This is a genomic window from Mesorhizobium sp. M1423 (genome assembly GCF_040317575.1).
Classification (GTDB): domain Bacteria; phylum Pseudomonadota; class Alphaproteobacteria; order Rhizobiales; family Rhizobiaceae; genus Mesorhizobium.
Genome location: NZ_JAMYKU010000008.1, coordinates 187,456 through 207,323 on the forward strand (window position 1 = coordinate 187,456; position 19,868 = coordinate 207,323).

Here is a 19,868-nt window from a genome sequence, read left to right on the forward strand (position 1 = left end):
GCACTGGAAAAGGCTGGATCCTGGCCAGGGAGTGAAACAATGATAGCGAGAACACTGGGCGCCTTGGTTGTCGCGGTGTGCGCAACGGGCAGCGCCGTGGGCGCTTCTGCGCCGGCGCTCAAGCCGATCGACCCGGTCGCGCTTCAGGCAATGGTGGAAGGCACGGCCAAGGAACTCCTGCTGCCGGGCGCAATGGTTCTCCTCAAGACTCCGCAGGGCAATTTCGCCTTCGGGTATAGAATGACCGAACTCGGCGTCACGAACCCTCCGCGCGCCGATATCCATTTCCGGCCCGCATCGAACACCAAGACGATGACGGCCGCGGTGATCGTGCAATTGATCCAGGAAGGGAAGCTGAGTTTCGACGATCTAATCTCGAAGTACGTTGATGGTGTTCCGAACGGCGACCAGATCACCATTCGCCAGCTCATAAAGATGCGGAGCGGCCTTTACAATTTCACCAATGCACCGGAACTTGCGGAAAACCTTGTTAACACTCCGGACAAGGCGTGGACCTCGGAGGAGGTCCTCGCCATGGCTTTCAAACGGCCGCCGCACTTCGCGCCGGGTGCTGAATTCGAATACAACAATACCAACTATTATCTGCTCGGCCTCGTCGCCGAGAAGATCGACGGCAAGCCGTTGGCGACAATCTTTCAGGAGCGCTTATTCGGGCCCCTAGGGATGAAAAACACGTTGCTGCCCGTCAGCACGTCCAACACCATCCCCGAGCCTTACGCGCATGGCTACATTTACGGCGGCGCATCTTACGCCCTGGTCGATGCGCCCTATCCGGACGATCTTCAGGCGGCGGCCAGGGCGGGAACGCTCAAGCCCGATTATGAGACGTGGCAGAACCCGTCCGCTTACTTTGCGGCAGGCGGCGTCATCTCCACGGCGGATGATCTCGCGACCTGGATGCGCGCGCTGGTCGGGGGCCAGGTCTTCAACGCCGACTACCAGCGCCAAATGGGCCATGACCCGGACAACGACGTCACGCTGATCGTCTGGACCAGCCTGACGCTCTCGCTTGATGGCAAACCGACCGCCAACGCTCTGATGCTGAAAATACTGGACCAGATCTATGCGGTGTCACCGTTAGCGCCAGCGAAGCTATGACACCGGGGCGGGACAGGCGAGGCCGCTACGGCTCCAGGCTTGTCTTCCGGTGCTCATGGCGTCGACGACATCGCGGATCGGGTCGAGGACGAGCTGCGGCTGGTCCTTGTGGATCTCGTGGCCGCTGTCGGTGTTGATACGACGTGTTTCGCGCTAGGCACGGCCGCCGCGAGCTCTGCCTGCGCCATCTTTTGGCCCGATCGGTGACGTAGCCGACGTCCGGAGGAATGTCGGCAGCCATCCGGCCTTCGGCGATGAATCCGCCACGAGCGGTCCCCCGGGATGCACCGCGGAGGTGCTGTGCACCCGCTGGACCATGGTTCTGCTTCGCGAATTAGTGGCGGGCTCGACCCGTTTCAACGATCTGCGCCGCGGCTTCCCCAAAATGTCGCCGACCCTTCTGTCGCAACGCCTCAAGCTCTGGTTTCGTTGACGATCATGTCGCGCGATCTTGCAAGCGCCTACCGTTGATTTCCAAGGCTTTCCTGCGACACTCGGCGGGTCCAGCGACATGGACGCAACATGGCACATGGCTGAATCGCTAGCTTGTGAGGGAGAAGGCATATGGGTCTGGTTTTTAGTGGCGAAGAGGGAACCACTGAGCGGTTCGAGTTGGTGCTTGAAGCCTTTGACGGAACAGAGCGCGTCCTCGTCGTGACATCGACCGAAGCGATCGAAGACTTGCGGCTTGGATGCCGTCCGTGAAATGGCATCTAAGAAGTACGATGCAGGGCAGTTGGACGAGGCCGGCCGCGTTAGAGTTCAGACTAGCGACCTGCAAGGTAAATAGCCCGCGACCCTGAGTTTGCCATCAGGCAAATGACACCAGAGAACGGTTCAGCTACGCTGTTGCGGCGGCGGACCTGATTGCGCCTGGCCGGCACCTATCCCATGCCCTCCCCCGCTCCCGATGGGTGCCGGCCATCTTCAGCGCGACGCGAGCGCTTCAGTTCCCCGGAGCTTAATGGATCCCAGCCTCACCAGGCCGCCGCTCCTGCAGGCATGCGCCCCGACCGTGCTGAACAGTGCGTCTTTGCGTACCGCCGGATGGAGCGGCAGGTACTTAGCTCCGCCACGGGGCTATGGTCCGAGGCGGGGTAAGAATGAAGTCTTTGCTCGAAGACTTAAGGCTGAGGGCCGGCAACCAAGAGCTTACCAAAGGATTGTATTAGGCCGCCGAGCAATGTCCCTTCATCGGCGGTCCCCGGGTGCCCACTTTATGCCTCGATCGATATGATACCTTTAACAGCGGAAAGAACTGTGACCCTTATCCAGAGCAGACAGGACCTAGATGAGGTCCCGCAAGCCGACCCGCAAAATGACAATCAAACTCCTGACCCAACAAATTTCTCGGTCGTTGATCTCATTTCGTCGAGCGACGAGGAGGTCTCTGCCCTCGTCAGGCGAACAGAGCGCCTTGCCAGCCATAGTAATGGCGATCTTCCTGATCGTACGCCGGTGGTCTTCATTGCTCTGATGTAGCCATCCGAGTGCCGATCTCAGGCGAGCGCCGGCATTCCCGGCTCGCACTCGGCGCCCAGCAATTCGAACTCACTTTCGGGCTTGCAAGTCTACCGCGCTCCAGGCGGGGGAATGGCCAAGTGCGCGTGCTGCTGGAAGATACCAATCTTGTCGGGATAGGTAATCCGGACCTCGCGTCCGCATCCCTCGCACTTGTAATGGGAAACGACCTGAAACCAGCTGCCGTTCCTGACGACGGCGAAGTTGCAATGCGGGCATTGGAAAGTCAAACGGACGAAGGATAGACTGGGAGAGAGGGACATTGCAGCGCCTCGCATTCTGGAGAGTTCATGCTTGGCTTCCCGCCGCACCCTTCGGCACGGCGGGCGGTCTTCTCAGACGTTCAGGTTACTGGATGACTTTCACGATTTTACGTGTGCCCGGGTCAACGACAACAGTCCGGTTGTCGACGACGACGTAGCGGTATTTGACGTTAGGCACTTCATGAAGCTCGACGCTGTCGGGGAGCGTCGAGCCGACATTCAGCTCTACTCCAGGGACTTTCACCGATGCGAGCGGCTGCTTTTTCACATATTCCTTGATGACGGTTTCCTGCTGCGGGTCAATGACCACGTCCTGAGCGCCGGCGGCACCGACACCAGCCAGCAGCAGAAATCCCGCCGCTGCTGTGGAAAGATGGATTCTCATAGCTATCTCCTTGTGGGCTCGTGGGCACGAAACATTGCGCCAGGCTCGCCCAACCTGCAGCTTCTCTAGACGTTCCAAACTGAGCCTTAAGGCTGGCCATGCGTAGGGACCTTCGTCTGAGTCGCTGGGCGCAATGGCCCCCACAGTGTAGCCCTCCGGAACTGCGTCTGTTCGTACTCGTTGCGGTCCCTCAAGGAGGAGAGCCTATGGAGAACAGTGTTCACGAAGCTCGCTGGCTGCTTGCACCGGTTTTCGCCATCTCCATCACCTTCTTGATGATTGGAATAGTCGCGAGTTGATGGTCGTTAGCCAGAAATGACGCTCCAAACAGTCCCCAGAAATTGCATCTGCGCAGCTAAAGTCCCTTCCTGCGCTGATAGGATCCGCCCGCCAAATCGAGGAGTGGCGGGCGGATCCTCATTTGCAGCTGCCAAGTGAGTAGGAAACGGAAATGAATGAGAACAAGAGCACCCGAGACTACGTCGAGCGAGGCCGCCTGTCGGTCGATGCGTTTTACGAGGTGGAACGTTTCGCGCTGGAAAATCGCATCTCGCCAAGGTCAGCAAGCTGATCAAGAAGAAGGGCAATGACCGCCTGACCCTCACCAAGGCTGTCAAAGAGCTGCGCGATCGAGATTGAAAAAACCGCCGCACTCTACAGCACGGCGGGTCAATCAAGCGTCGCGCCGAGTACGGGGCGTGGGCTCCTGGGTTGGGCGGTGCCCGGTGCGGCGGATGTGAGCACGATACCCGCGCCGCTACTTTGCGTCCACCAGCCGCGCATCAAGCCCCTTTTCAGCGAAGGCTTTATCCGCGCCGTCCGGGCTGTGGTCGAACCCTCGAACATTGGACGCGGCACCCTCGTCTTTGTCGAGGTAAGGCTCGATCATACCGCGCCACACGTCTTCGACCGCTTTGCGGAGGCTGTTGCCAAGGCACCCGAAATCATCGAATGCCATATGGTGATTGGTGGTTTCGACTACCTGGTCAAAGCACGAATAGCTGACATGGCGACGTTTCAGGAATTCCTGCAGCGGGTCATTCTGCCGCTTCCTGGTGTCAGGGAAACGCATAGTTTCGCATCAATCGGTGATGTGACGCCCGACGCGTTGTTGCCGCTTTGACGCCTGCGGGTCGTGCTATCGATCAGATAAGTGTCCACACGTCCTAGGGGACCGGAACCGGAATGTCAGGCTTCGATGGCAGAAAACCGATACGCTGTGGCAGCATTTGAGGGCACGTTCCTGCTCTTGATTATCATCTGTGAGCTGTGCTCGAAAATCGGGAATGGAAGGGCCGGAGGCAGGAAGCACGGCTCAGGCCGAGGTGCTAATCAAGCGGGTCGGCAATGATCGCGAAAAGCTCAACACGGCCGGCAGGCTGCTCAACGGCTTCCTTCGCATTGTTGCAGCCATGCCTGACACCGGGTTTCAGTCTTCACGAACACCGGAGGGACGAACCAGATGGGCGTCATGATACCTGCTACTCAGGGGAGAGATACACGTTGGCCTCCTGGCAGCCGCCTCAAAGGCTTCACGGACCTCTTGGGGGGACACCGTGCCCTCGAACTCGTCGACGCAGGACTGGACCGCCTTCGTCCACTTCGGGCCCTTTGTGTCCCACCCCATGAGTTCCTCGGCGGCTCCCTCGACGTGGCTGACCCCATTGCGAATGCCCGGACGTTTCGTCTTCACGTAGACCGGTGGAGAGAACCAGAGAGGACCCATAAGGGGGAACTTAGAGCGGCAAGCGCCGGCTGACCAACCCCGCTTTAGCCGCAGCTAAGGAACGATGTAGGCCCTCGCGGGTTTTGTGGTGGCAGCAGGATTCTTCGTGGATGTGCAGCCGCTGTAAGGGGGGTCCGTCGCCTCTCCCTCACCGGCGGCGGGCTCCTTTCGCGAAGGCGGTGTTGGTCAGAGAACCTTTACCGCCATCCAAGTTAGCTATTGTCATTGGGGGGAGTAACGTCCCCTCCTCTTTTGCAGCAGCCAGGAACGCCTTGCGAGCCTCCTCAGGTTCCATCTCGTCGAAAATCACGGCCATGCAAACACGCACCGCGACGTCCCACAAGGGCCACGCTTGGTCCAGTTCATCAGTTCCTCGCCGGCTGCCTCGGCGTTGTTGACATTGCGGATGATCCCGAGACGCTCAGTCTTGACAGGGATCGGAGGGTTGAACCAGTGGGTTGTCATGTGGGGAAATGTCGGGCAACTATGGAATTTTGTCGGCCGATTCCAGCTTCCGCAGCTCAGACTGCTCTGAAAGCTCCCGCGCCAGTGTGGCAAGCGTCGGTGTCAGAGTTGGTTCGCCTACAAACCTTAGGAGCCTGCGTAGCTTCCGGCAGTAGTCTTCCGAACTGATCATCCCTCGGAAGGCACGTCCCCTACGCAGCATCGCCATGAGGGTCACTGAAGCGCTTCCTTCTGGTTCGTCGAAGGCCATAGAAGCCCGCGCTGCCAAAGTGGTGGCGCTCCAATCAACCTCGACCTGCTCTCGCCGCTCAAGCTCCTGCAACAATGCAGCAAGCGACGCCGGCAGTTTCTCGTCGACTTCGAGACCAAGCCTGTTGCGGAGCATCTGACGATTATCTTCTGAGCTGATCAGCCGTTGAAAGGCTGTCCCTGCTGTTGGTCGTGCCGGCATAAGGTCGTTCCCACATTCGGTCTGAAACACTTTCGTTGTGAAAGGGTTCCGAAGGGGAAGCGAATAATTTGGTGAGAATCTCTGAGCGGGGATTGGATGACCAGCTCGCGCGAAGTTCCCCGTACCCCTCTCGATCTCATAGAGGGTTGAACCAATGGGTTGCCATGTGGCTATTCGCGAAGGTCGAACGCGACGAACAGGCCAAAGGCTGGGCCAATCTCGACAATAAGCTCGACCAGCGCGCAGTCACTTTCCACCAGATGCGGCCCGGCCCGGCGCACCGCTGCGATGGTCTCTTTCAGGGAGATGATTTGGCCGCGACCGGCTTGTAAGATCAGCTCTTTAACAAGCTTATGGGCAGTCACTTTGCTCGGTCGGCAGTTCGTCCAAACGTTCATACTAGGCCTCCCACCCCAGCGAGAACCCACGCGGAACATTCATGGTCCTCTGTCGGGAAAAATCAAGAAGAATGTTTGATGGAAATTTCTTAGCGGAACCAGAGAAACAAGTACGGAGCGAGCCCCTGTACTCTTCCGCTTTGATCTCAGCCAGCCCGATAAGGGACTTCTTCGGTCGGCCCGTCTTTGGCCTGGTCAATAGCCGCAAGTAATGACTGTAACGTTGGCGGCAGTTCCGGTTCGACCTCCAGATTTAAGAACGTTTGTACGTTATGACGATAGCCTTCGGAACGGATCAGTTTCCGAAACGCTTTGGAGACAGACTGATGGTCTGCTTTGTTGCTGGTTGTCATGTACGGGAAGTCCGTCCCAATGAGTCGCAACTCGCTCGCGACGAATGGGTTCCATCAGGAGGTCGGAATATTTGGTAGAATTTTTGAGCGGGAGATCGGATAACTGGCTCGCGCGAAGACGCCCCGTGCCCTTCGTTTACCGCAGCATTAATCCTCGCTCTTTGAACTGAGGATTCGTGTCGGTCTAGCGTCGGTGTTGCACATCGTGAATGTTGGAATGCTTCTGTCAATGTTTGCTCACGCTGTGATGCCGTGGGCCAGCGGTAAAGCAGCATTTCGGCGGCTTCGCGGGTGCTCGAAACACTGACTTTGCCCGAGGACAGCAAAACGGTCACGGGCTCTTCGAACGTGCCGACGTCTCGTTCGCAGGTGATATGCTGGTCTCCTTTCGCAACCTCCCCAAGACTTTACGGGTGAAGCATCCGTTCCGTTGCGTCACGTTGTCCCGGTGGGCGAACATTCTGTGAGGATGGGAGCTCGTCCAGAGCGCGGGCTTGATCGCTCAGACTGGACTCGCCAACGCATTGCCGGCGCAGGCATCCGCAGACGGAAGACCTTGCCGGGGTATGCACGAATCACGCTGCACTGAATTTTTGTGCAGTGCAGCTATGCGTTCGCGGCTCGTTTGACCGCAATCGTCGCGCTGGCGGTTTTCGCTTTGATAGGCCGTTCAAGCCACCCTACCCCGTGATCAACGGCAACTTATGTAGCCACCGATCCGTGGTGACTTGATCCAGCACGAAGGCCGCAACGTTTTCGCGCGAAATGGAGCCTCCGCGGAACTGGTTCAAGTTCGTGAGCATCTGGATCGTGGTGCGTGCAGGCTTGTTGTTGAGAACTGAAGGACGGACAATAGTCCAATCCAGATCGCTGCCCTTGATGATTGCCTCCTGACGATTCTTGTCGGCGTAAACCTTGCGCAGGAGCAGAGGGAAGATCAGCTTGTCGAAGAGGAAACCGCCGTGCCCTGCGCTGTCGCCAGCGCCCATACCGGTGATGGCGACGAGACGCGAGACGTGTTCCGCTTTCATGGCGCTGACAAGCGCTCGGGTCGCGGTCGAAAGAAGGGTGACTTCGCGAAATGGGCTTGCGGGTGTGCCGAGCGCGCTAATCTCGGCATCGCGACCCTTGACGGCCTGGCGCAACACCTTCTCGTCACGGGCGTCTCCAACGACGATCTTCACACCCTTCATGTTTGCGGCCTTATCCGGCGAGCGCACCAGGAGGGTGACATCGTAGCCGCGGCTTACGGCCTGGCTGACGATATGGCGGCCGGTCGGCCCGGTGGCACCGAGCACCAGGATATTCGGTACGGCCGCGAAACGTGTTTCAGAGACGGGTGTGGTCATGATTTTGGTCCTCTTGAAAGCCTGGCGCCTCTCAGGAGGCCGCCCTGTTGGGTTGGATGCTGGTGATAATCAGAGGCGGCCCTCTGCGAGCAGTTCGCGGGTCCGCTTCAGCGTCGACAGCAGGGCCGACTTGTAGCCCTTGTCGCTGTCGAACTGCGTCTGCTCGGCCTGTTCCTCTGGGCCATCAGCCTCCTTGCCGCGCAGGCCGAGGTAGCAGTAGAACTTCAGCTGCAGTGCACCGGCTTCGTCCTCGAAAAGCTCATTGATAATGGCGCCTTCGCGTGGGCCGGTCGCCTGGAAGAAGGTGACCTTGCTCTGCGGCTCGAGGGTGATGATCTCCGTGATGTCAGAGCCGGCGATGGTGGCTTCGCGCACGAAATGGGTATCACTTTCCTCCACCACATCGCAGCGGGTGCAGAGACCCGGCGGGAGGAACAGGCGCGCGTCGCGCGCCTTCAGTTCCAAACTCTTCCATACTTGCTCCCGGGTGAGCTTTGTTTCGCCTTCCGGATTCACCGGGACGGTTGCGGCCGAATAGATCATGTTGATGGTCCTTGTTTGAAATTGTGGCTGATTGCCTCAGGCAGAGGCAGCGGTTTCCGAGGCAAAGTCGCGGTAGGAGCGGAGCGGACGTCCAAGAAGCGTCGTCAGGCGCTCGACATCACTGCCCTCGGGCAGCATGCCATCGGTCAAAAATCGCTCGCCCATCATGCGCATGTCGTAGGCCATCCATGGCGGCATGAACTGCTTGAGGTTCTGCTCGAAGGCAGCCGTATCGCCGCCGCCATAGTTGATCTGGCGAGCGAGCACGTCCGACCAGATCGCGGCGATATCCGCTCCGGTAAGGGTATCGGGACCGACCAGGTTGATGCGAATGATCGGGAGCGGCTGTGCGGCCTGTTCGCGGCGCAGCAGCTCAAGGGCAGCAACCTCGGCGATATCGCGAACGTCGATCATGGCAAGCCCCTTGTCGCCGACGGGCATCGGGTAAACGCCGTAGCCTGCGATGACGTCCTTGATCGTCAGATCGTTCTGGATGAAGTAGGCCGGACGCAGGATGGTAGCATGAAAGCCCATCTGCTCGATCATCCGCTCGACGCCGAACTTGCCGGCGAAATGCGGCACGTTCACGTAGACGTCCGGGTGAATGACTGAGAGGTAGACGATCCGTTCGACGCCAGCCGAGCGGGCGACGTTGAGGGCGATCAAAGCCTGGGTGAACTCGTCTGGTGCGACAGCGTTCAGCAGGAAGAGCGTCGAGACACCGTCGAAGGCGGTACGTAGGGAGTCGACGTCCAGGAAGTCACCTTTGACGACGGCAACACCTGCCGGGAAATTGGCCTTGGAGGGGTCGCGGACGAGAGCGCGGACATCAGCGCCGCGGTCGACGAGGTGCTGGATGACTTGGCCGCCGATATTGCCGGTGGCGCCGGTAACGAGAATGGTCATGGGATTTTCTCCGGGTTGGTATTGCTTGACACCCGGAATATGGCTGGTTCATTCTTAAACCAATAGGCTGTTAATTTGGACAGTTCGTCTCACAGGTGGAACGATTATGGATCTCGTCGCCCTTGCCGATTTCAACCTTGTCGCGCGTCACGGTGGCTTCGGCAAAGCGTCGCGGGCGTCCGGCCGCCCCAAAGCGACCTTGTCCCGACGGGTTACAGAACTGGAGGCTGCCCTTCAACTTCGGCTCTTTGAACGCGGCGCGCGCAACCTCAAACTCACTGAGGAAGGACGCGCCCTTCATGAGCGGACAGCCTCTCTGCTGACGGAGCTCGACGAAACGGCGGCCACGATCGCGGCGGGCGGGGACAAGCCGCGCGGCAGGTTACGGATCAGCGCGCCGCTGCTGTTTTCGCAGACAGCCATGGGCAGGATCGCGGCGGGCTTTGCATTGAAATATCCCGACGTGCGGTTGGAAGTCACGACAGAGGACCGAGCCGTGGACATGATCGAGGAAGGTTATGATCTGGTCATCCGGGTCAATCCGGACCCAGACGAAAGTCTTGTCGGCCGAGCCTTTCTGCATGATCGCCTGGTCGTCGTGGCAAGCCCCGATCTGCCCCGGCCGGCGGCAGATCTCTCGGTGCCAGGTGTCGTGCGTGGGGCCAGCGATCGGCAGACCTGGAACGTCGTGACTTCAGAAGGATCCGCGACGATCGGGATCGACCCCATTCTCGCACTGTCGTCCCTCATCATGGTTCGGGATGCCGTGCGAACCGGCGTAGGCGCTGCTCGTATGCCGATTTCGCTGGTGAGTCACGACCTGGCCGACGGCACTTTGCTGCACTGGGGTGATATCGAGGGTTCCGAGATCGCGCTGTGGGCGCTTTACCCGTCGCGGCGTCTGTTGAGCGCGCGTGTATCTGCCTTCCTGGATTTTCTGAAGCAGGCTTTTCCCAACGGAACGCCCGATGAACTGGCGGCCTACATCGGCAAGTGAGGGCCAAAGCAGCCTGCTCCACATTTTGCAATCGGGCCGGCGTTACCCAAGCGGTGTTTACCCGCGAATAGGCGCCGGGCGGCATTCCCACATGCCGAGTTAACGCGACGCTGAAGGCGCTTGCCGAGCCATAGCCGACGCGTTGCGCAATCTCCGCCGTGGCAACATCCTTGCGAAGGAATTCCTTCGCCAGCGCCATGCGCCAGCCGGTCGCGTATTCCATCCGGGCCACGCCAACCTCCCTCCGGAAACGATCGAAGAAGGTCGAACGGGACATGGCGGCATCCCGCGCGAGTGTTTCCGCCGTCATGCTGCGACCTGTATCCGCGTGAATCCGACGCAAGGTCGGTGCCAGCAGCGGATCGGCCATACCGCGCAGGAGACCGGGCGGGGCTGCGGCGCTTGCCGTTGAACGCAAAGCTTCGATCAACAGCACCTCCAACAACCGGTGAAGCACCATCTCACGGGCGGTCCGGTCGGCTCTCGTTTCGTCGTTTATCATCCCGACCAGCATCATCAGCCGCTCTTCGCCCTGGACGTGGATAACCTCTGGTAGCAACGAGACGAGAAGAGAAGAGTCTTGTCCTCCGAGCCAAAGGCACAATGGCCAACCATCGCCTTGATTTCGGCGGTCGCTTCTGGGTCTCCGAGTCGGAAGACACCCGGGCTGGTCTCAAGACGTTGGGCAAGGGCTCCGCGAGGAGGCGGTTCCAGGCTGCTCATCGTGAACGAGAAGATTTCCGGAACCAGCACGAAGTCGCCCGCCATCAGCAACATCGGCTCACGATCGGGAATCGTCATCCGGCAATGGCCCTCGACCACGGCGCAATAAAAAGGGCTTCCAAGTTCTGTGGCTCGACGAGCCACTGACCGCCGCCTGTCACCAGCTTTGAGATAGACGGGCTTGGCTTGAGCAGGGAAACCACTTCGGCGACTGGATCGGTCATGGTTCGGACTCATGCTAAAAAATCTTGGACGACCAAATATACCTTTCGGTCCGGGCAGGCGAGCTTGGTGCCGAGGGCAGCCGGCAGCGCCGTCACGCCTGCCACTGTCGACAAGGTCGTCGCCGCCGCTCGCTCGCTCGACTATCCTCGCCGCTTGCCGGAAGCTCATCACGGGGTGATCAGGATCGAAGTCATCCTGGTGCGTCCGGGCGCTGGACGTGACCAGCGCGGATAGCATCACGAGGGGCGGTCGAAGCGGCGGGGCCGATCGATGCTCTGGTCAACAATGCCGGCGCGGCCGCCGTGGAACGGCAATTGCAGCGCTTCGTGCTCAAACTGACCCTCCGGTGGGGCTGAAACCGACTGCTTCATTCACGACAACCATCCTTTCCTCGAGGTCCACACGCAGATATTCGGAACCGGCCGCATGCAGAAATTCCGGAGAACGACCAGGCAACACTTTGTCAAGATTTCCTCATGGTGCCGGGCTTTACCCATGAGGCGTTTTGCCGGGTCAGCGGAACGAACCAGTGGAAATATCCGTGGCATCGCTATTTCGCCGACACCGATGCGGTTTGGCTGGCCATCGAACTGCACCCCGATCAGCTGAGTTGATCGTTGCGTGGTGGAGCGACTGTGGGCGGTTTTTGCCGTAGGCTCGAAGCGTCCAATCAATGATAGAAAATGTCCAACCGCATCAGATCGTTCACTGACTCGGCAACGGCCCGTAGGATCGCCCCGCGCCTCCCCGACGCTCTGGCGGCGGCTCGTTTTGCAAGATCCGACGCACGGCTCGCCCCATGTTTGTCAACAAGGCGACGAGCAACGTCGTGAACCCTGGCCAAATATCGCCACCTTTGAGATATGCATTCGACTGGTAGGCCGATGTCAAAATGCTGAAATGTCAAGCTGTGTAGCGCTTTGATCTGCATTTTCGATCTCCATCGACGGAATTTTTCAGAATTGACCTGAAGTCTGTTTGTGCTTGCGGAACTTCCCTGCCTTGGTGAGTTTTATCTGAACGGCTTTTTATTGTACCTTTTTGGAATAGATGCCGTTCCAGCGCGGGCTCGATCTAGGAGCGCTTCTGCCGATTGCGGTAGACATCAATGGTCACGGCCGTGACGATGATCAGGCCCTTGACGATTTCCTGGTAGTAGGCGTCGACCCGTAGAAACGTAAAGCCTGACGACATCACGCCCAGGATCACCACGCCGATTACGGTGCCCCCTATCCGGCCCACCCCGCCGGCAAGCGACGTTCCGCCGATCACGGCTGCGGCAATCGCATCGAGCTCATACATGTATCCCATGCCGGATTGAGCCGTCTGCGCGCGCGCCGCTGTGACGATGCCGGCGAGGCCGGCGAGCATTCCGGCGATCGCGTAGACCTTAACCAGATGCCTTTCGACATCTATGCCGGAGACCCGCGCTGCCTGGACGTTCGCGCCGATGGCATAAGTGTACTTGCCGTACCGGGTGTAGCGAAGCGCAACATGGAAAATCATTGCAACGACTATGAAGACAAACACCGGCCATGCGGCCGAGCCGATGGCGGTGAATTGATCAGTCAGCCCGGAAATGGGCTGGCCTTTTGTATACCATTTCGAAATGCCCCTTGCCGAAACCATCATTCCGAGCGTTGCGATGAACGGCGGGATTCGGGCATAGGCAACAAAAACGCCGTTGGTCATACCTGCAAGCAAGCCGATCAGGACACCGATGGCGATTGGCACGATCGCCGGCAGATCGGTCAATGAAGGATAAAGCGCCTTCGACCATTCCGCGGATTGGGCAAACCCAGCCGCCATCATCGCGCTTGCCGCTACCACGGACCCCGAAGAAAGGTCGATGCCGCCGGTGATGATGACCTGTGTCACGCCGATTGCGATAATGCCGACCACGGACACCTGGAGGATGGTGATCGTCAGGCGCTGCGGATTCCAGACGAAACTCTGCCCGATCAAAAGCCAGCCGCACACCTCGCAGAGGAGAACGATCCCCACCAGGACCAGGAAGATATTGAGTTCCTGAGGTTTTCGCCAATCGCCAAAGCTGCCGCGGTACTCAGGAATGGCGGCGGCTGTTGTGTCTTTTCCCATCGTGCAGTTCCTCTATTCCTCACTTACTTCGAAGCGAGTTCCATTATTTTGACCTGCGTCGCCTCATCTCGGTCCAGAACGCCGGTGATCTTTCCTTCATGCATCACCATGATCCGATCGCTCATTCCAAGGATCTCCGGCATCTCCGAGGAGATCAGAATGACGCCCGCGCCCGCGCTGGCGAGTGATGAGACAAGGGCGTGAATCTCGGCTTTGGCAGCAACGTCAATGCCGCGTGTCGGCTCGTCCAGGATGAGGATGCCCGGTCTGGTCAAAAGCCAGCGTCCGATCAGCACCTTCTGCTGATTGCCGCCCGATAGGTTTTCGACCATGGTGTGGATTCCGGAGCTCTTGACGCGCAACGTCTTGCTCATCTCACTGCATGCCGCGGCAATCACCTTGCCTTGGACGAAGCCAGCTTTGACGAATTGGCTTTGAAGAGCGGCAATCTGCATATTCTCGAGGACGTCGAGGACGAGAAAACAGCCGCTTTGTTTTCTGTCTTCTGTCAGGAAGGCCATTCGGTTGGAGATCGCATCGCGTGGCGATTTCAAATCGACGCGTTGCCCGTTTATCCGTATCTCGCCGCTGGTGGCGGGCGTCACCCCGAAGATGGTTTCGGCGACGTTGGACCGCCCCGACCCGATCAAGCCGGCGAGGCCCAGTATCTCCCCCGCCCGCAGATCAAAAGAGACCCCCGAGAAGACGCCGCGCAAAGTGAGGTCACGAACCGAAAGTAAAACATCATCGGTCGGAACATTCTTTTTCGGGAACAGTGTTGAGATGTCTCTGCCAACCATCATGTGGATGATCTCATCCCGACTAGTGGCCGCTGCCGCATGAGTGCCGATATATTTGCCGTCACGAAAAACGGAGATCTCGTCCGATATCTCGAAGATCTCGTGCATCTTGTGCGAGATGTAGACGATGCCGATGCCCTGCTTCCTCAGGTCGCCTATTATCTCGAAGAGGTGAGCAGACTCGCGCTCTGTCAGCGCTGACGTGGGCTCGTCCATGATCAGGACGCGCGAGCGATAGGAAACCGCTTTTGCGATTTCCACCATCTGCCTGCTGGCAATCGAAAGATGACGAACTTCCGCCTCCGGGTTCAGGCTGATCTTCAGCTCCGCGAGAAGATCAACCGACAAGCGATTCATGCGCCGGTGATCGATGATCCCAAATCGATTGCGCGGCTCTCGGCCGATCCAGATGTTCTCCGCGACCGTCATCGAGGGCATCAGGTTTAGCTCCTGATGGATCATCCCGACACCCTGTGTCAGCGCGTCGAGCGGGGTCTTGAACTGGGCGGAAACGCCGTCGAGGAAGATTTCTCCTGCATCGGGTTGATATATCCCCGCCAGGATTTTCATCAGCGTGGATTTGCCCGCGCCGTTCTCGCCCATCAGTGCATGGACGGTACCCCGCCTGAGTTGAAAGCTCACATCGTCGAGTGCTACCACGCCCGGAAACGACTTGCTGATCCCGCTCGCGCTCAGCAGGCAAGACTGACGCTTGTCCTCAATACCAGGCGGGGTACGCGTGGCGGCGACTGTGGTCTGCATCGAAGTCGTCCCAAATCCAGATCGAACGGAACAGTCCGCGCACCGGTCAAATGACCGGCGCGCGATGCTGGCGGTCAGTTCCTTTTCAGGTACTTGTCCATGTTGTCCATGGTGACGAGTTCGAGCGTGGTGAAGACCTTCTTGTCGCTCTTCGCGCCTCGGGCCAGCTTCAGCACCGTGTCGAGCGCGCCTTCTCCCTGGCTGATCGCGTCCTGGAAAACGGTCACCTTGAGATCGCCCGACTTCATGGCTGTCAAGGCGTCCTGCGTCGCGTCGATGCCGGCAACGACGTAGTCGCCGGTTGATCCACCACTTGCCTTGATGGCCTGAAGCGCACCCAGCGCCATCTCGTCGTTGTTTGCAATAACAGCGTTGAAGTTCAGGCCTGCCGACAGCCAGTTTGTGGTCAGGTCGAGCGCCTGCGTGCGCGACCAGGTCGCCGTCTGCTCTTCGACGATCTCGATGCCCTTGCATCCATCGGACTTGAACACCTCGTGCACTGCCTCGGTGCGGCCACGCGCAACCAGGGTTCCAAGCTCTCCCATCAGAATGACGGCTTTGCCCTTGCCACCCAGCAGGCGACAGACCTCTCGCGCCTCCAGGCTGCCTGCCTGGATCTGGTCGGAGCCGACGAAAGCCTGCTTCTCCGGCAGCTGATCGACGTTGGAAGGCTGATTGTTGGCGAAGACCAGAGGGATTCCGGCTTTGTCGGCGGTCTTGGACATCGCGACGCCGGCATCGGCCTCTACCGGGATCACGATCATGCCGTCGACCTTGGCGGCAATGAAGTTTTCGATCTGGCTTTGCTGCCGGGCGATGTCGCCCTGCGCATCCTCGATCAGCAACGTCACGTTCCCAAGGTCCTTGGCGTGCGCCTCCAGACCACTGCGAAGAATCGCGAGAAAATTGTCGTCGAACCGCTGCATGCTGAAGCCGATTGTTTCAGCCTGAGCAGGGACGCCGAGCAGCGTTAGACATGCGGCGGCCAGCAAAATCTTTTTCATGTTCCGTCTCCGTCGGTTTTTTTGATGATGGAAAGCTTTGTCTTTGCCGACTTCGCCCGGTACCCGTCGGACTAGCGGCAGCATCGCAAGAAAACGATCGTGGAAGTTTCAGGCGTGGCGTTGCCCCCATGCGAGACGTGTTCAGCGCCTTTAAGCCTGCTGCGAAGCTCTTTGGCTTGCTACAGTTGGTAAAACGATACACCTGATTTTTTTCACCTGTCAACTCCCTTTGACGCGTTTGTCTCTCGTCGGAGTCGAGCTGTCACGCGAAATTTGCAATACCAGTCGCATGATCGGTGAACATCGTCAGATCGGCGATCGATTGACAGGGAGGAATTTTAGTGTACCGTTTTACCTGATTGATTGGCCGCACAGCGGCGGAGCCGGACTCGCGACCATCAAGGTTTTGTTCTCCTGCGGGAGTTGTAGAATGAGGGTCTCTGGGACCTTGGGAGATTTGAACGACATGCCGCCGAAGAGTGGATCGCCCACAGATGCTGCGGACCGCGCCACCATTCAGGACGTCGCGAAAGCGGCGAGCGTATCCGTGAGCAGCGTCTCGAATTACATGAACAATCGATTCCACCGGCTCGGAACGGAGACCCGGACGCGCATTGCGACGGCAATTGCCGAGCTCGATTTCCGACCGAACCAGGCAGCGCGCCAACTAAAGACTGGCAAGGCGCGGGTAATCGCCCTTGTCGTGCCCAGCATCGTCAATCCCTTCAACGGGCAGATGGTGTTCTCGATAGAACAGGCTGCGGTGAAGGCGGGTTACCGGGTTCATCTGTGCAACACCATGCGCGATCCGAAGCTCGAGAAGGAGTTTCTGGACAATCTGGCCGCCGTAGGCGTTGCCGACCTCATCACGATTGCACCCCTGAACACCAGGCGGGGTTACTACTCGGCGTGGAGCGATCTTTCGATCGTTGCCGTGGACGCCAACAGACTCGATTTGAAGCTTGCTCGGCTCGATACGGTCAATCTTGATCACGAGGCTGCAATCGGGATGGCTGTGGAGCATCTGTTTGCTCTCGGTCATCGGCGGATTGCCTATGTCACCGATCCCCTCATCACCCACAGCCGGGTGATGCGGCTGTCCGGTTTCAAGAAAGCAATGAAGGACCGCGAACTCGACGACAGTCAGGCTGTCGTGCTCGAGCGTCACCAGAGCGCACTTGATATCGCAGACGCCCAGATGGTCGAGGTCGGTCGTGATGCCGCTTCCGATGTGGCGGCGCTGTCGCCCAGGCCCACGGCCATTATCGCGTTCAACGACATGATCGCGTTGGGCCTGCTGGCGACTTTCCGTTCCGCCGGCATTGCCGTTCCAAAGGACATGTCGATTATTGGCGTGGACGATGCCTGGATCAGCCAGCTGTCATTTCCTGCACTGACGACCATACGTCAGCCTATCGAGACGATGGCCAGCGCTGCCGTCGAGCGTGTTCTCAAACCGAATACGGCGCCGGCCAACGCCGGCTCCGACACGATTTTTCTGCCCGAACTCGTCATTCGAGACACATGTGCGAAGCCACAGGAAGATGCTGCCACGCATGTCCGGAAACGACACCTAGAATAGTAGCGCCAAACAGCGCCCTTCTTCCGACAACCCGAGAATATCCGGCCGGATACATCCGCGCTGGCACGAAAGAGGCTTGCCTTATGAATACCCACGCCACCCAGATCAAACCAAGCGCAAATCATATCAGGATGGCGTGCGACACCGGTGGTACTTTCACCGACCTTGTCGTTCAAGATGGCAACGAGATCAGGCTGTTCAAAGCGTCGACGACGCCTGATGACCCGGTGCGCGGCGTGCTCGATGCCTTGGGTCTCGCAGCCAGGCACTATCGACTAGAACTCGGAGATTTCCTGAGCCGCGGCGCCATGTTCGTGCACGGCACTACCCGGGCCATCAATGCGATCATCACCGGCAAGACGGCGAAAACAGCCTTCATCACGACCAAAGGTCATCGTGACATCCTGGTCATGCGCGAGGGCGGGCGCATTGAGCCGTTCAACTTCAGGGTCGCCTACCCTGAACCCTATGTGCCTCGGCGGTATACTTTCGAAGTGGATGAGCGCGTCGATGCTCGCGGCAATATCGTCGAGGAACTGGACGAAACCGACTTCATCGCGACAATCAAAAAACTGCAGTCGCTAAAAATAGAAGCCGTTGGCGTTTGCCTTCTGTGGTCCGTCGTCAACTCGGCTCACGAGCGGCGTATCGGAGAACTTCTGAACGAGCATCTGCCGAATGTTCCATACACGCTCTCGCACCAGCTCAATCCAACGCTGCGCGAATACCGTCGAGCGTCCGCGACCGTCATCGACGCCTCGCTGAAACCGCTGATGTTTAAGTATCTTGATGGCTTGACCAATAGGCTGCAGGACGCCGGTTTCAACGGCCGCACACTGATGGTTACTTCAAGTGGCGGCATCATGGATGCGTCGGCAGTTGCACGGGCTCCGATCCACTCGATCAATTCGGGACCGGCGATGGCGCCCGTCGCCGGCCGCTACTACGCAGAGCGCGATTTTGGCAACGCCATCGCGATTGTCGCGGACACGGGTGGAACCACCTTTGATGTCAGCCTGGTGCGTGACGGGCGCATCCCCTGGAGCCGCGAAACATGGATTGGCCAGCGCACGCGCGGCCATATGACCGGCTTTCCATCTGTCGATATCAAGAGCATCGGCGCCGGAGGCGGCTCGATCGCATGGGTCGACAATGGCGGAATTCTGCAGGTCGGTCCGCAGAGCGCGGGCTCGTCGCCGGGGCCGGTCGCTTACGGCCGCGGAGGAATCGAGCCCACTGTCACGGACTGCGCCTTGATCCTGGGCTATATCGATCCGGACTTCTTCTTGGGCGGCGCCATGGTCCTCGACCGGGAGGGCGCGACCCGGCAATTGCGTCTGAAAGTCGCCGAACCGCTCGGCATCAAAGTTGAGGAAGCCGCTGCCGCTGTGTTGAGGCTTTCAACCGAAAAGATGGTCGGAGCGATCGAGGAGATCACGGTCAACCAGGGCATTGATCCCACCTCGGCCGTGATGATCGGCGGCGGCGGCGCCGCCGGACTTAATGCAGTCGCAGTTGCCAGGCGCCTTCAATGCGCTGGCGTGCTGATCCCCGAAGCAGGTGCCGTGATGAGCGCGGCCGGGGCCCTAATGTCGGAGCTTTCGTCGGACTATGCGCAACTGCAGTTTACAACCAGCGACAGATTTGCGGGCGACAAGATCAACGAGGTTCTGGCAGAGCTGAGGAAGCGATGCCTTGAGTTCGCGGAAGGGCCCGGCGCCGGAGCTCTCGACTGCCACATCGAGTATTCCGTAGAGGCGCGGTATCCGCATCAGATCTGGGAAATCGACGTTCCTCTCCCGCTTGATCAGGTGACGAGCGAAGGCGATTTGAAGCAGGTCACGGATGCCTTCCATGACACCCACCAGCGTATTTTCGAGATCAGCGACCGCAATTCCAATGTGGAATTCGTGACGTGGCGCGCCAAGGTCAGATGCAGACTGACCGATCGGGCCACCGGCACGCTCCCTCCTGAAGGCGATTTTGCCGGCGGTCGCGCAAGGCGACCGGTCTACTTCTCTGAACTCGGCTGGAGCGACGTCTCGGTTCATCGCTACGAGGCTATGCAGCCGGGCGAACCAGTTGCCGGCCCCGCCATCATCGAATCGTCGTTCACGACCGTCGTGGTCGATCCGGGCACAGTCGCAGAACGCACGGCCAGTGGTGGCCTGCGTGTGACATTCTAAGGAGGCGCTT

Annotated in this window: 22 protein-coding genes and 3 pseudogenes; 10 read left to right on the forward strand and 15 right to left on the reverse strand. The window is 59.1% G+C overall.

Annotation, left to right across the window (positions count from 1 at the left end; translation table 11 throughout):
* Window positions 1-39: 39 nt before the first annotated feature.
* From NKG95_RS12920 to NKG95_RS12935, 4 genes and pseudogenes are all read left to right on the forward strand, one after another.
* A complete protein-coding gene (locus NKG95_RS12920; RefSeq protein ID WP_353040935.1) occupies window positions 40-1,119 on the forward strand; it encodes a serine hydrolase domain-containing protein in 1,080 nt (359 codons plus the stop codon).
* A 295-nt stretch (window positions 1,120-1,414) separates the two neighbouring features.
* Window positions 1,415-1,537 (forward strand): annotated as a pseudogene (locus NKG95_RS12925) (winged helix-turn-helix transcriptional regulator); the annotation flags it as partial.
* 146 nt (window positions 1,538-1,683) lie between these two features.
* The gene (locus NKG95_RS12930; RefSeq protein ID WP_353040937.1) at window positions 1,684-1,824 is read left to right on the forward strand and encodes a hypothetical protein; all 141 of its coding nucleotides are present in this window, start codon (window positions 1,684-1,686) and stop codon (window positions 1,822-1,824) included.
* Between the two features lie 896 nt (window positions 1,825-2,720).
* Window positions 2,721-2,885, forward strand: coding sequence for a hypothetical protein (locus NKG95_RS12935; protein ID WP_353040938.1), 165 nt, complete (start codon window positions 2,721-2,723; stop codon window positions 2,883-2,885).
* Between the two features lie 103 nt (window positions 2,886-2,988).
* On the opposite strand, the gene NKG95_RS12940 is transcribed toward NKG95_RS12935, so the two are convergent.
* Window positions 2,989-3,288, reverse strand: a complete 300-nt coding sequence (locus NKG95_RS12940; RefSeq protein WP_353040940.1) for a DUF1236 domain-containing protein — start codon at window positions 3,286-3,288, stop codon at window positions 2,989-2,991.
* Between the two features lie 736 nt (window positions 3,289-4,024).
* On the opposite strand from NKG95_RS12940, the gene NKG95_RS12945 reads away from it, so the two are divergent.
* Window positions 4,025-4,411 carry an Lrp/AsnC ligand binding domain-containing protein gene (locus NKG95_RS12945; protein ID WP_353040942.1) on the forward strand — a complete coding sequence of 129 codons (387 nt, stop codon included), beginning with the start codon at window positions 4,025-4,027 and terminating at the stop codon, window positions 4,409-4,411.
* 306 nt (window positions 4,412-4,717) lie between these two features.
* On the opposite strand, the gene NKG95_RS12950 is transcribed toward NKG95_RS12945, so the two are convergent.
* The 9 genes and pseudogenes from NKG95_RS12950 to NKG95_RS12990 form a co-directional block, all read right to left on the reverse strand.
* Window positions 4,718-5,014 carry a DUF982 domain-containing protein gene (locus NKG95_RS12950; RefSeq protein WP_353040944.1) on the reverse strand — a complete coding sequence of 99 codons (297 nt, stop codon included), beginning with the start codon at window positions 5,012-5,014 and terminating at the stop codon, window positions 4,718-4,720.
* Window positions 5,015-5,162: 148 nt separating this feature from the next.
* Window positions 5,163-5,402 (reverse strand): annotated as a pseudogene (locus NKG95_RS12955) (DUF982 domain-containing protein); the annotation flags it as partial.
* Window positions 5,403-5,498: 96 nt separating this feature from the next.
* Complete coding sequence (locus NKG95_RS12960) at window positions 5,499-5,930, reverse strand: hypothetical protein (protein ID WP_353040946.1); 432 nt, start codon at window positions 5,928-5,930, stop codon at window positions 5,499-5,501.
* Between the two features lie 170 nt (window positions 5,931-6,100).
* Complete coding sequence (locus NKG95_RS12965) at window positions 6,101-6,328, reverse strand: hypothetical protein (protein WP_353040948.1); 228 nt, start codon at window positions 6,326-6,328, stop codon at window positions 6,101-6,103.
* Window positions 6,329-6,474: 146 nt separating this feature from the next.
* Window positions 6,475-6,681: a hypothetical protein gene (locus tag NKG95_RS12970; protein ID WP_353040949.1), complete on the reverse strand. Its 207-nt coding sequence runs from the start codon at window positions 6,679-6,681 to the stop codon at window positions 6,475-6,477.
* Entirely contained in the window at window positions 6,678-7,016 is a 339-nt protein-coding gene (locus NKG95_RS12975) for a DUF982 domain-containing protein (RefSeq protein ID WP_353040951.1), read from the reverse strand. Before NKG95_RS12975 ends, NKG95_RS12970 begins: the two co-directional genes overlap by 4 nt.
* 345 nt (window positions 7,017-7,361) lie before the next feature.
* A complete protein-coding gene (locus NKG95_RS12980; protein WP_353040953.1) occupies window positions 7,362-8,030 on the reverse strand; it encodes an NAD(P)-dependent oxidoreductase in 669 nt (222 codons plus the stop codon).
* 69 nt (window positions 8,031-8,099) lie between these two features.
* Entirely contained in the window at window positions 8,100-8,573 is a 474-nt protein-coding gene (locus tag NKG95_RS12985) for an SRPBCC family protein (protein WP_353040955.1), read from the reverse strand.
* A 36-nt stretch (window positions 8,574-8,609) separates the two neighbouring features.
* Window positions 8,610-9,479, reverse strand: coding sequence for an SDR family oxidoreductase (locus NKG95_RS12990; RefSeq protein WP_353040957.1), 870 nt, complete (start codon window positions 9,477-9,479; stop codon window positions 8,610-8,612).
* Between the two features lie 106 nt (window positions 9,480-9,585).
* Between NKG95_RS12990 and NKG95_RS12995 the strand changes: the two genes are divergently transcribed.
* A complete protein-coding gene (locus NKG95_RS12995) occupies window positions 9,586-10,476 on the forward strand; it encodes a LysR family transcriptional regulator (RefSeq protein ID WP_353040959.1) in 891 nt (296 codons plus the stop codon).
* A 61-nt stretch (window positions 10,477-10,537) separates the two neighbouring features.
* Here NKG95_RS12995 and NKG95_RS13000 read toward each other — a convergent pair.
* Window positions 10,538-11,423: pseudogene (locus tag NKG95_RS13000) on the reverse strand (AraC family transcriptional regulator); the annotation flags it as partial.
* Between the two features lie 67 nt (window positions 11,424-11,490).
* Here NKG95_RS13000 and NKG95_RS34285 point away from each other — a divergent pair.
* Window positions 11,491-11,658: a hypothetical protein gene (locus NKG95_RS34285; RefSeq protein ID WP_502913944.1), complete on the forward strand. Its 168-nt coding sequence runs from the start codon at window positions 11,491-11,493 to the stop codon at window positions 11,656-11,658.
* A 2-nt stretch (window positions 11,659-11,660) separates the two neighbouring features.
* Here NKG95_RS34285 and NKG95_RS13010 read toward each other — a convergent pair whose 3' ends face one another.
* Window positions 11,661-11,795 (reverse strand): hypothetical protein, encoded by a 135-nt coding sequence (locus NKG95_RS13010; protein ID WP_353004359.1) that lies wholly within the window; start codon window positions 11,793-11,795, stop codon window positions 11,661-11,663.
* A gap of 105 nt (window positions 11,796-11,900) precedes the next feature.
* Here NKG95_RS13010 and NKG95_RS13015 point away from each other — a divergent pair, with 105 nt between their 5' ends.
* Window positions 11,901-12,038: a hypothetical protein gene (locus tag NKG95_RS13015; RefSeq protein ID WP_353040960.1), complete on the forward strand. Its 138-nt coding sequence runs from the start codon at window positions 11,901-11,903 to the stop codon at window positions 12,036-12,038.
* A 460-nt stretch (window positions 12,039-12,498) separates the two neighbouring features.
* Here the strand turns inward: NKG95_RS13015 and NKG95_RS13020 are convergent, their stop codons facing one another.
* From NKG95_RS13020 to NKG95_RS13030, 3 genes are all read right to left on the reverse strand, one after another.
* Window positions 12,499-13,524: an ABC transporter permease gene (locus NKG95_RS13020; protein WP_353040961.1), complete on the reverse strand. Its 1,026-nt coding sequence runs from the start codon at window positions 13,522-13,524 to the stop codon at window positions 12,499-12,501.
* A gap of 23 nt (window positions 13,525-13,547) precedes the next feature.
* Window positions 13,548-15,086 carry a sugar ABC transporter ATP-binding protein gene (locus NKG95_RS13025; protein WP_353040962.1) on the reverse strand — a complete coding sequence of 513 codons (1,539 nt, stop codon included), beginning with the start codon at window positions 15,084-15,086 and terminating at the stop codon, window positions 13,548-13,550.
* Window positions 15,087-15,160: 74 nt separating this feature from the next.
* On the reverse strand, window positions 15,161-16,090 hold the full coding sequence (locus NKG95_RS13030) for a sugar ABC transporter substrate-binding protein (protein WP_353040964.1): 930 nt from the start codon (window positions 16,088-16,090) through the stop codon (window positions 15,161-15,163).
* A gap of 466 nt (window positions 16,091-16,556) precedes the next feature.
* On the opposite strand from NKG95_RS13030, the gene NKG95_RS13035 reads away from it, so the two are divergent.
* Together NKG95_RS13035 and NKG95_RS13040 are read left to right on the forward strand one after the other, a co-directional pair.
* Window positions 16,557-17,672, forward strand: coding sequence for a LacI family DNA-binding transcriptional regulator (locus NKG95_RS13035; protein ID WP_353041040.1), 1,116 nt, complete (start codon window positions 16,557-16,559; stop codon window positions 17,670-17,672).
* A gap of 83 nt (window positions 17,673-17,755) precedes the next feature.
* Entirely contained in the window at window positions 17,756-19,858 is a 2,103-nt protein-coding gene (locus NKG95_RS13040; protein ID WP_353040966.1) for a hydantoinase/oxoprolinase family protein, read from the forward strand.
* Window positions 19,859-19,868 lie beyond the last annotated feature (10 nt).

Coding starts and splice junctions, on each gene's coding strand:
- NKG95_RS12920 (WP_353040935.1), top strand. CDS start 40: ATGATAGCGAGAACACTGGGCGCCTTGGTTGTCGCGGTGTGCGCAACG.
- NKG95_RS12930 (WP_353040937.1), top strand. CDS start 1,684: ATGGGTCTGGTTTTTAGTGGCGAAGAGGGAACCACTGAGCGGTTCGAG.
- NKG95_RS12940 (WP_353040940.1), bottom strand. CDS start 3,288: ATGAGAATCCATCTTTCCACAGCAGCGGCGGGATTTCTGCTGCTGGCT.
- NKG95_RS12950 (WP_353040944.1), bottom strand. CDS start 5,014: ATGGGTCCTCTCTGGTTCTCTCCACCGGTCTACGTGAAGACGAAACGT.
- NKG95_RS12960 (WP_353040946.1), bottom strand. CDS start 5,930: ATGCCGGCACGACCAACAGCAGGGACAGCCTTTCAACGGCTGATCAGC.
- NKG95_RS12965 (WP_353040948.1), bottom strand. CDS start 6,328: ATGAACGTTTGGACGAACTGCCGACCGAGCAAAGTGACTGCCCATAAG.
- NKG95_RS12970 (WP_353040949.1), bottom strand. CDS start 6,681: ATGACAACCAGCAACAAAGCAGACCATCAGTCTGTCTCCAAAGCGTTT.
- NKG95_RS12980 (WP_353040953.1), bottom strand. CDS start 8,030: ATGACCACACCCGTCTCTGAAACACGTTTCGCGGCCGTACCGAATATC.
- NKG95_RS12985 (WP_353040955.1), bottom strand. CDS start 8,573: ATGATCTATTCGGCCGCAACCGTCCCGGTGAATCCGGAAGGCGAAACA.
- NKG95_RS12990 (WP_353040957.1), bottom strand. CDS start 9,479: ATGACCATTCTCGTTACCGGCGCCACCGGCAATATCGGCGGCCAAGTC.
- NKG95_RS12995 (WP_353040959.1), top strand. CDS start 9,586: ATGGATCTCGTCGCCCTTGCCGATTTCAACCTTGTCGCGCGTCACGGT.
- NKG95_RS13010 (WP_353004359.1), bottom strand. CDS start 11,795: ATGAAGCAGTCGGTTTCAGCCCCACCGGAGGGTCAGTTTGAGCACGAA.
- NKG95_RS13015 (WP_353040960.1), top strand. CDS start 11,901: ATGGTGCCGGGCTTTACCCATGAGGCGTTTTGCCGGGTCAGCGGAACG.
- NKG95_RS13020 (WP_353040961.1), bottom strand. CDS start 13,524: ATGGGAAAAGACACAACAGCCGCCGCCATTCCTGAGTACCGCGGCAGC.
- NKG95_RS13025 (WP_353040962.1), bottom strand. CDS start 15,086: ATGCAGACCACAGTCGCCGCCACGCGTACCCCGCCTGGTATTGAGGAC.
- NKG95_RS13030 (WP_353040964.1), bottom strand. CDS start 16,090: ATGAAAAAGATTTTGCTGGCCGCCGCATGTCTAACGCTGCTCGGCGTC.
- NKG95_RS13035 (WP_353041040.1), top strand. CDS start 16,557: ATGCCGCCGAAGAGTGGATCGCCCACAGATGCTGCGGACCGCGCCACC.
- NKG95_RS13040 (WP_353040966.1), top strand. CDS start 17,756: ATGAATACCCACGCCACCCAGATCAAACCAAGCGCAAATCATATCAGG.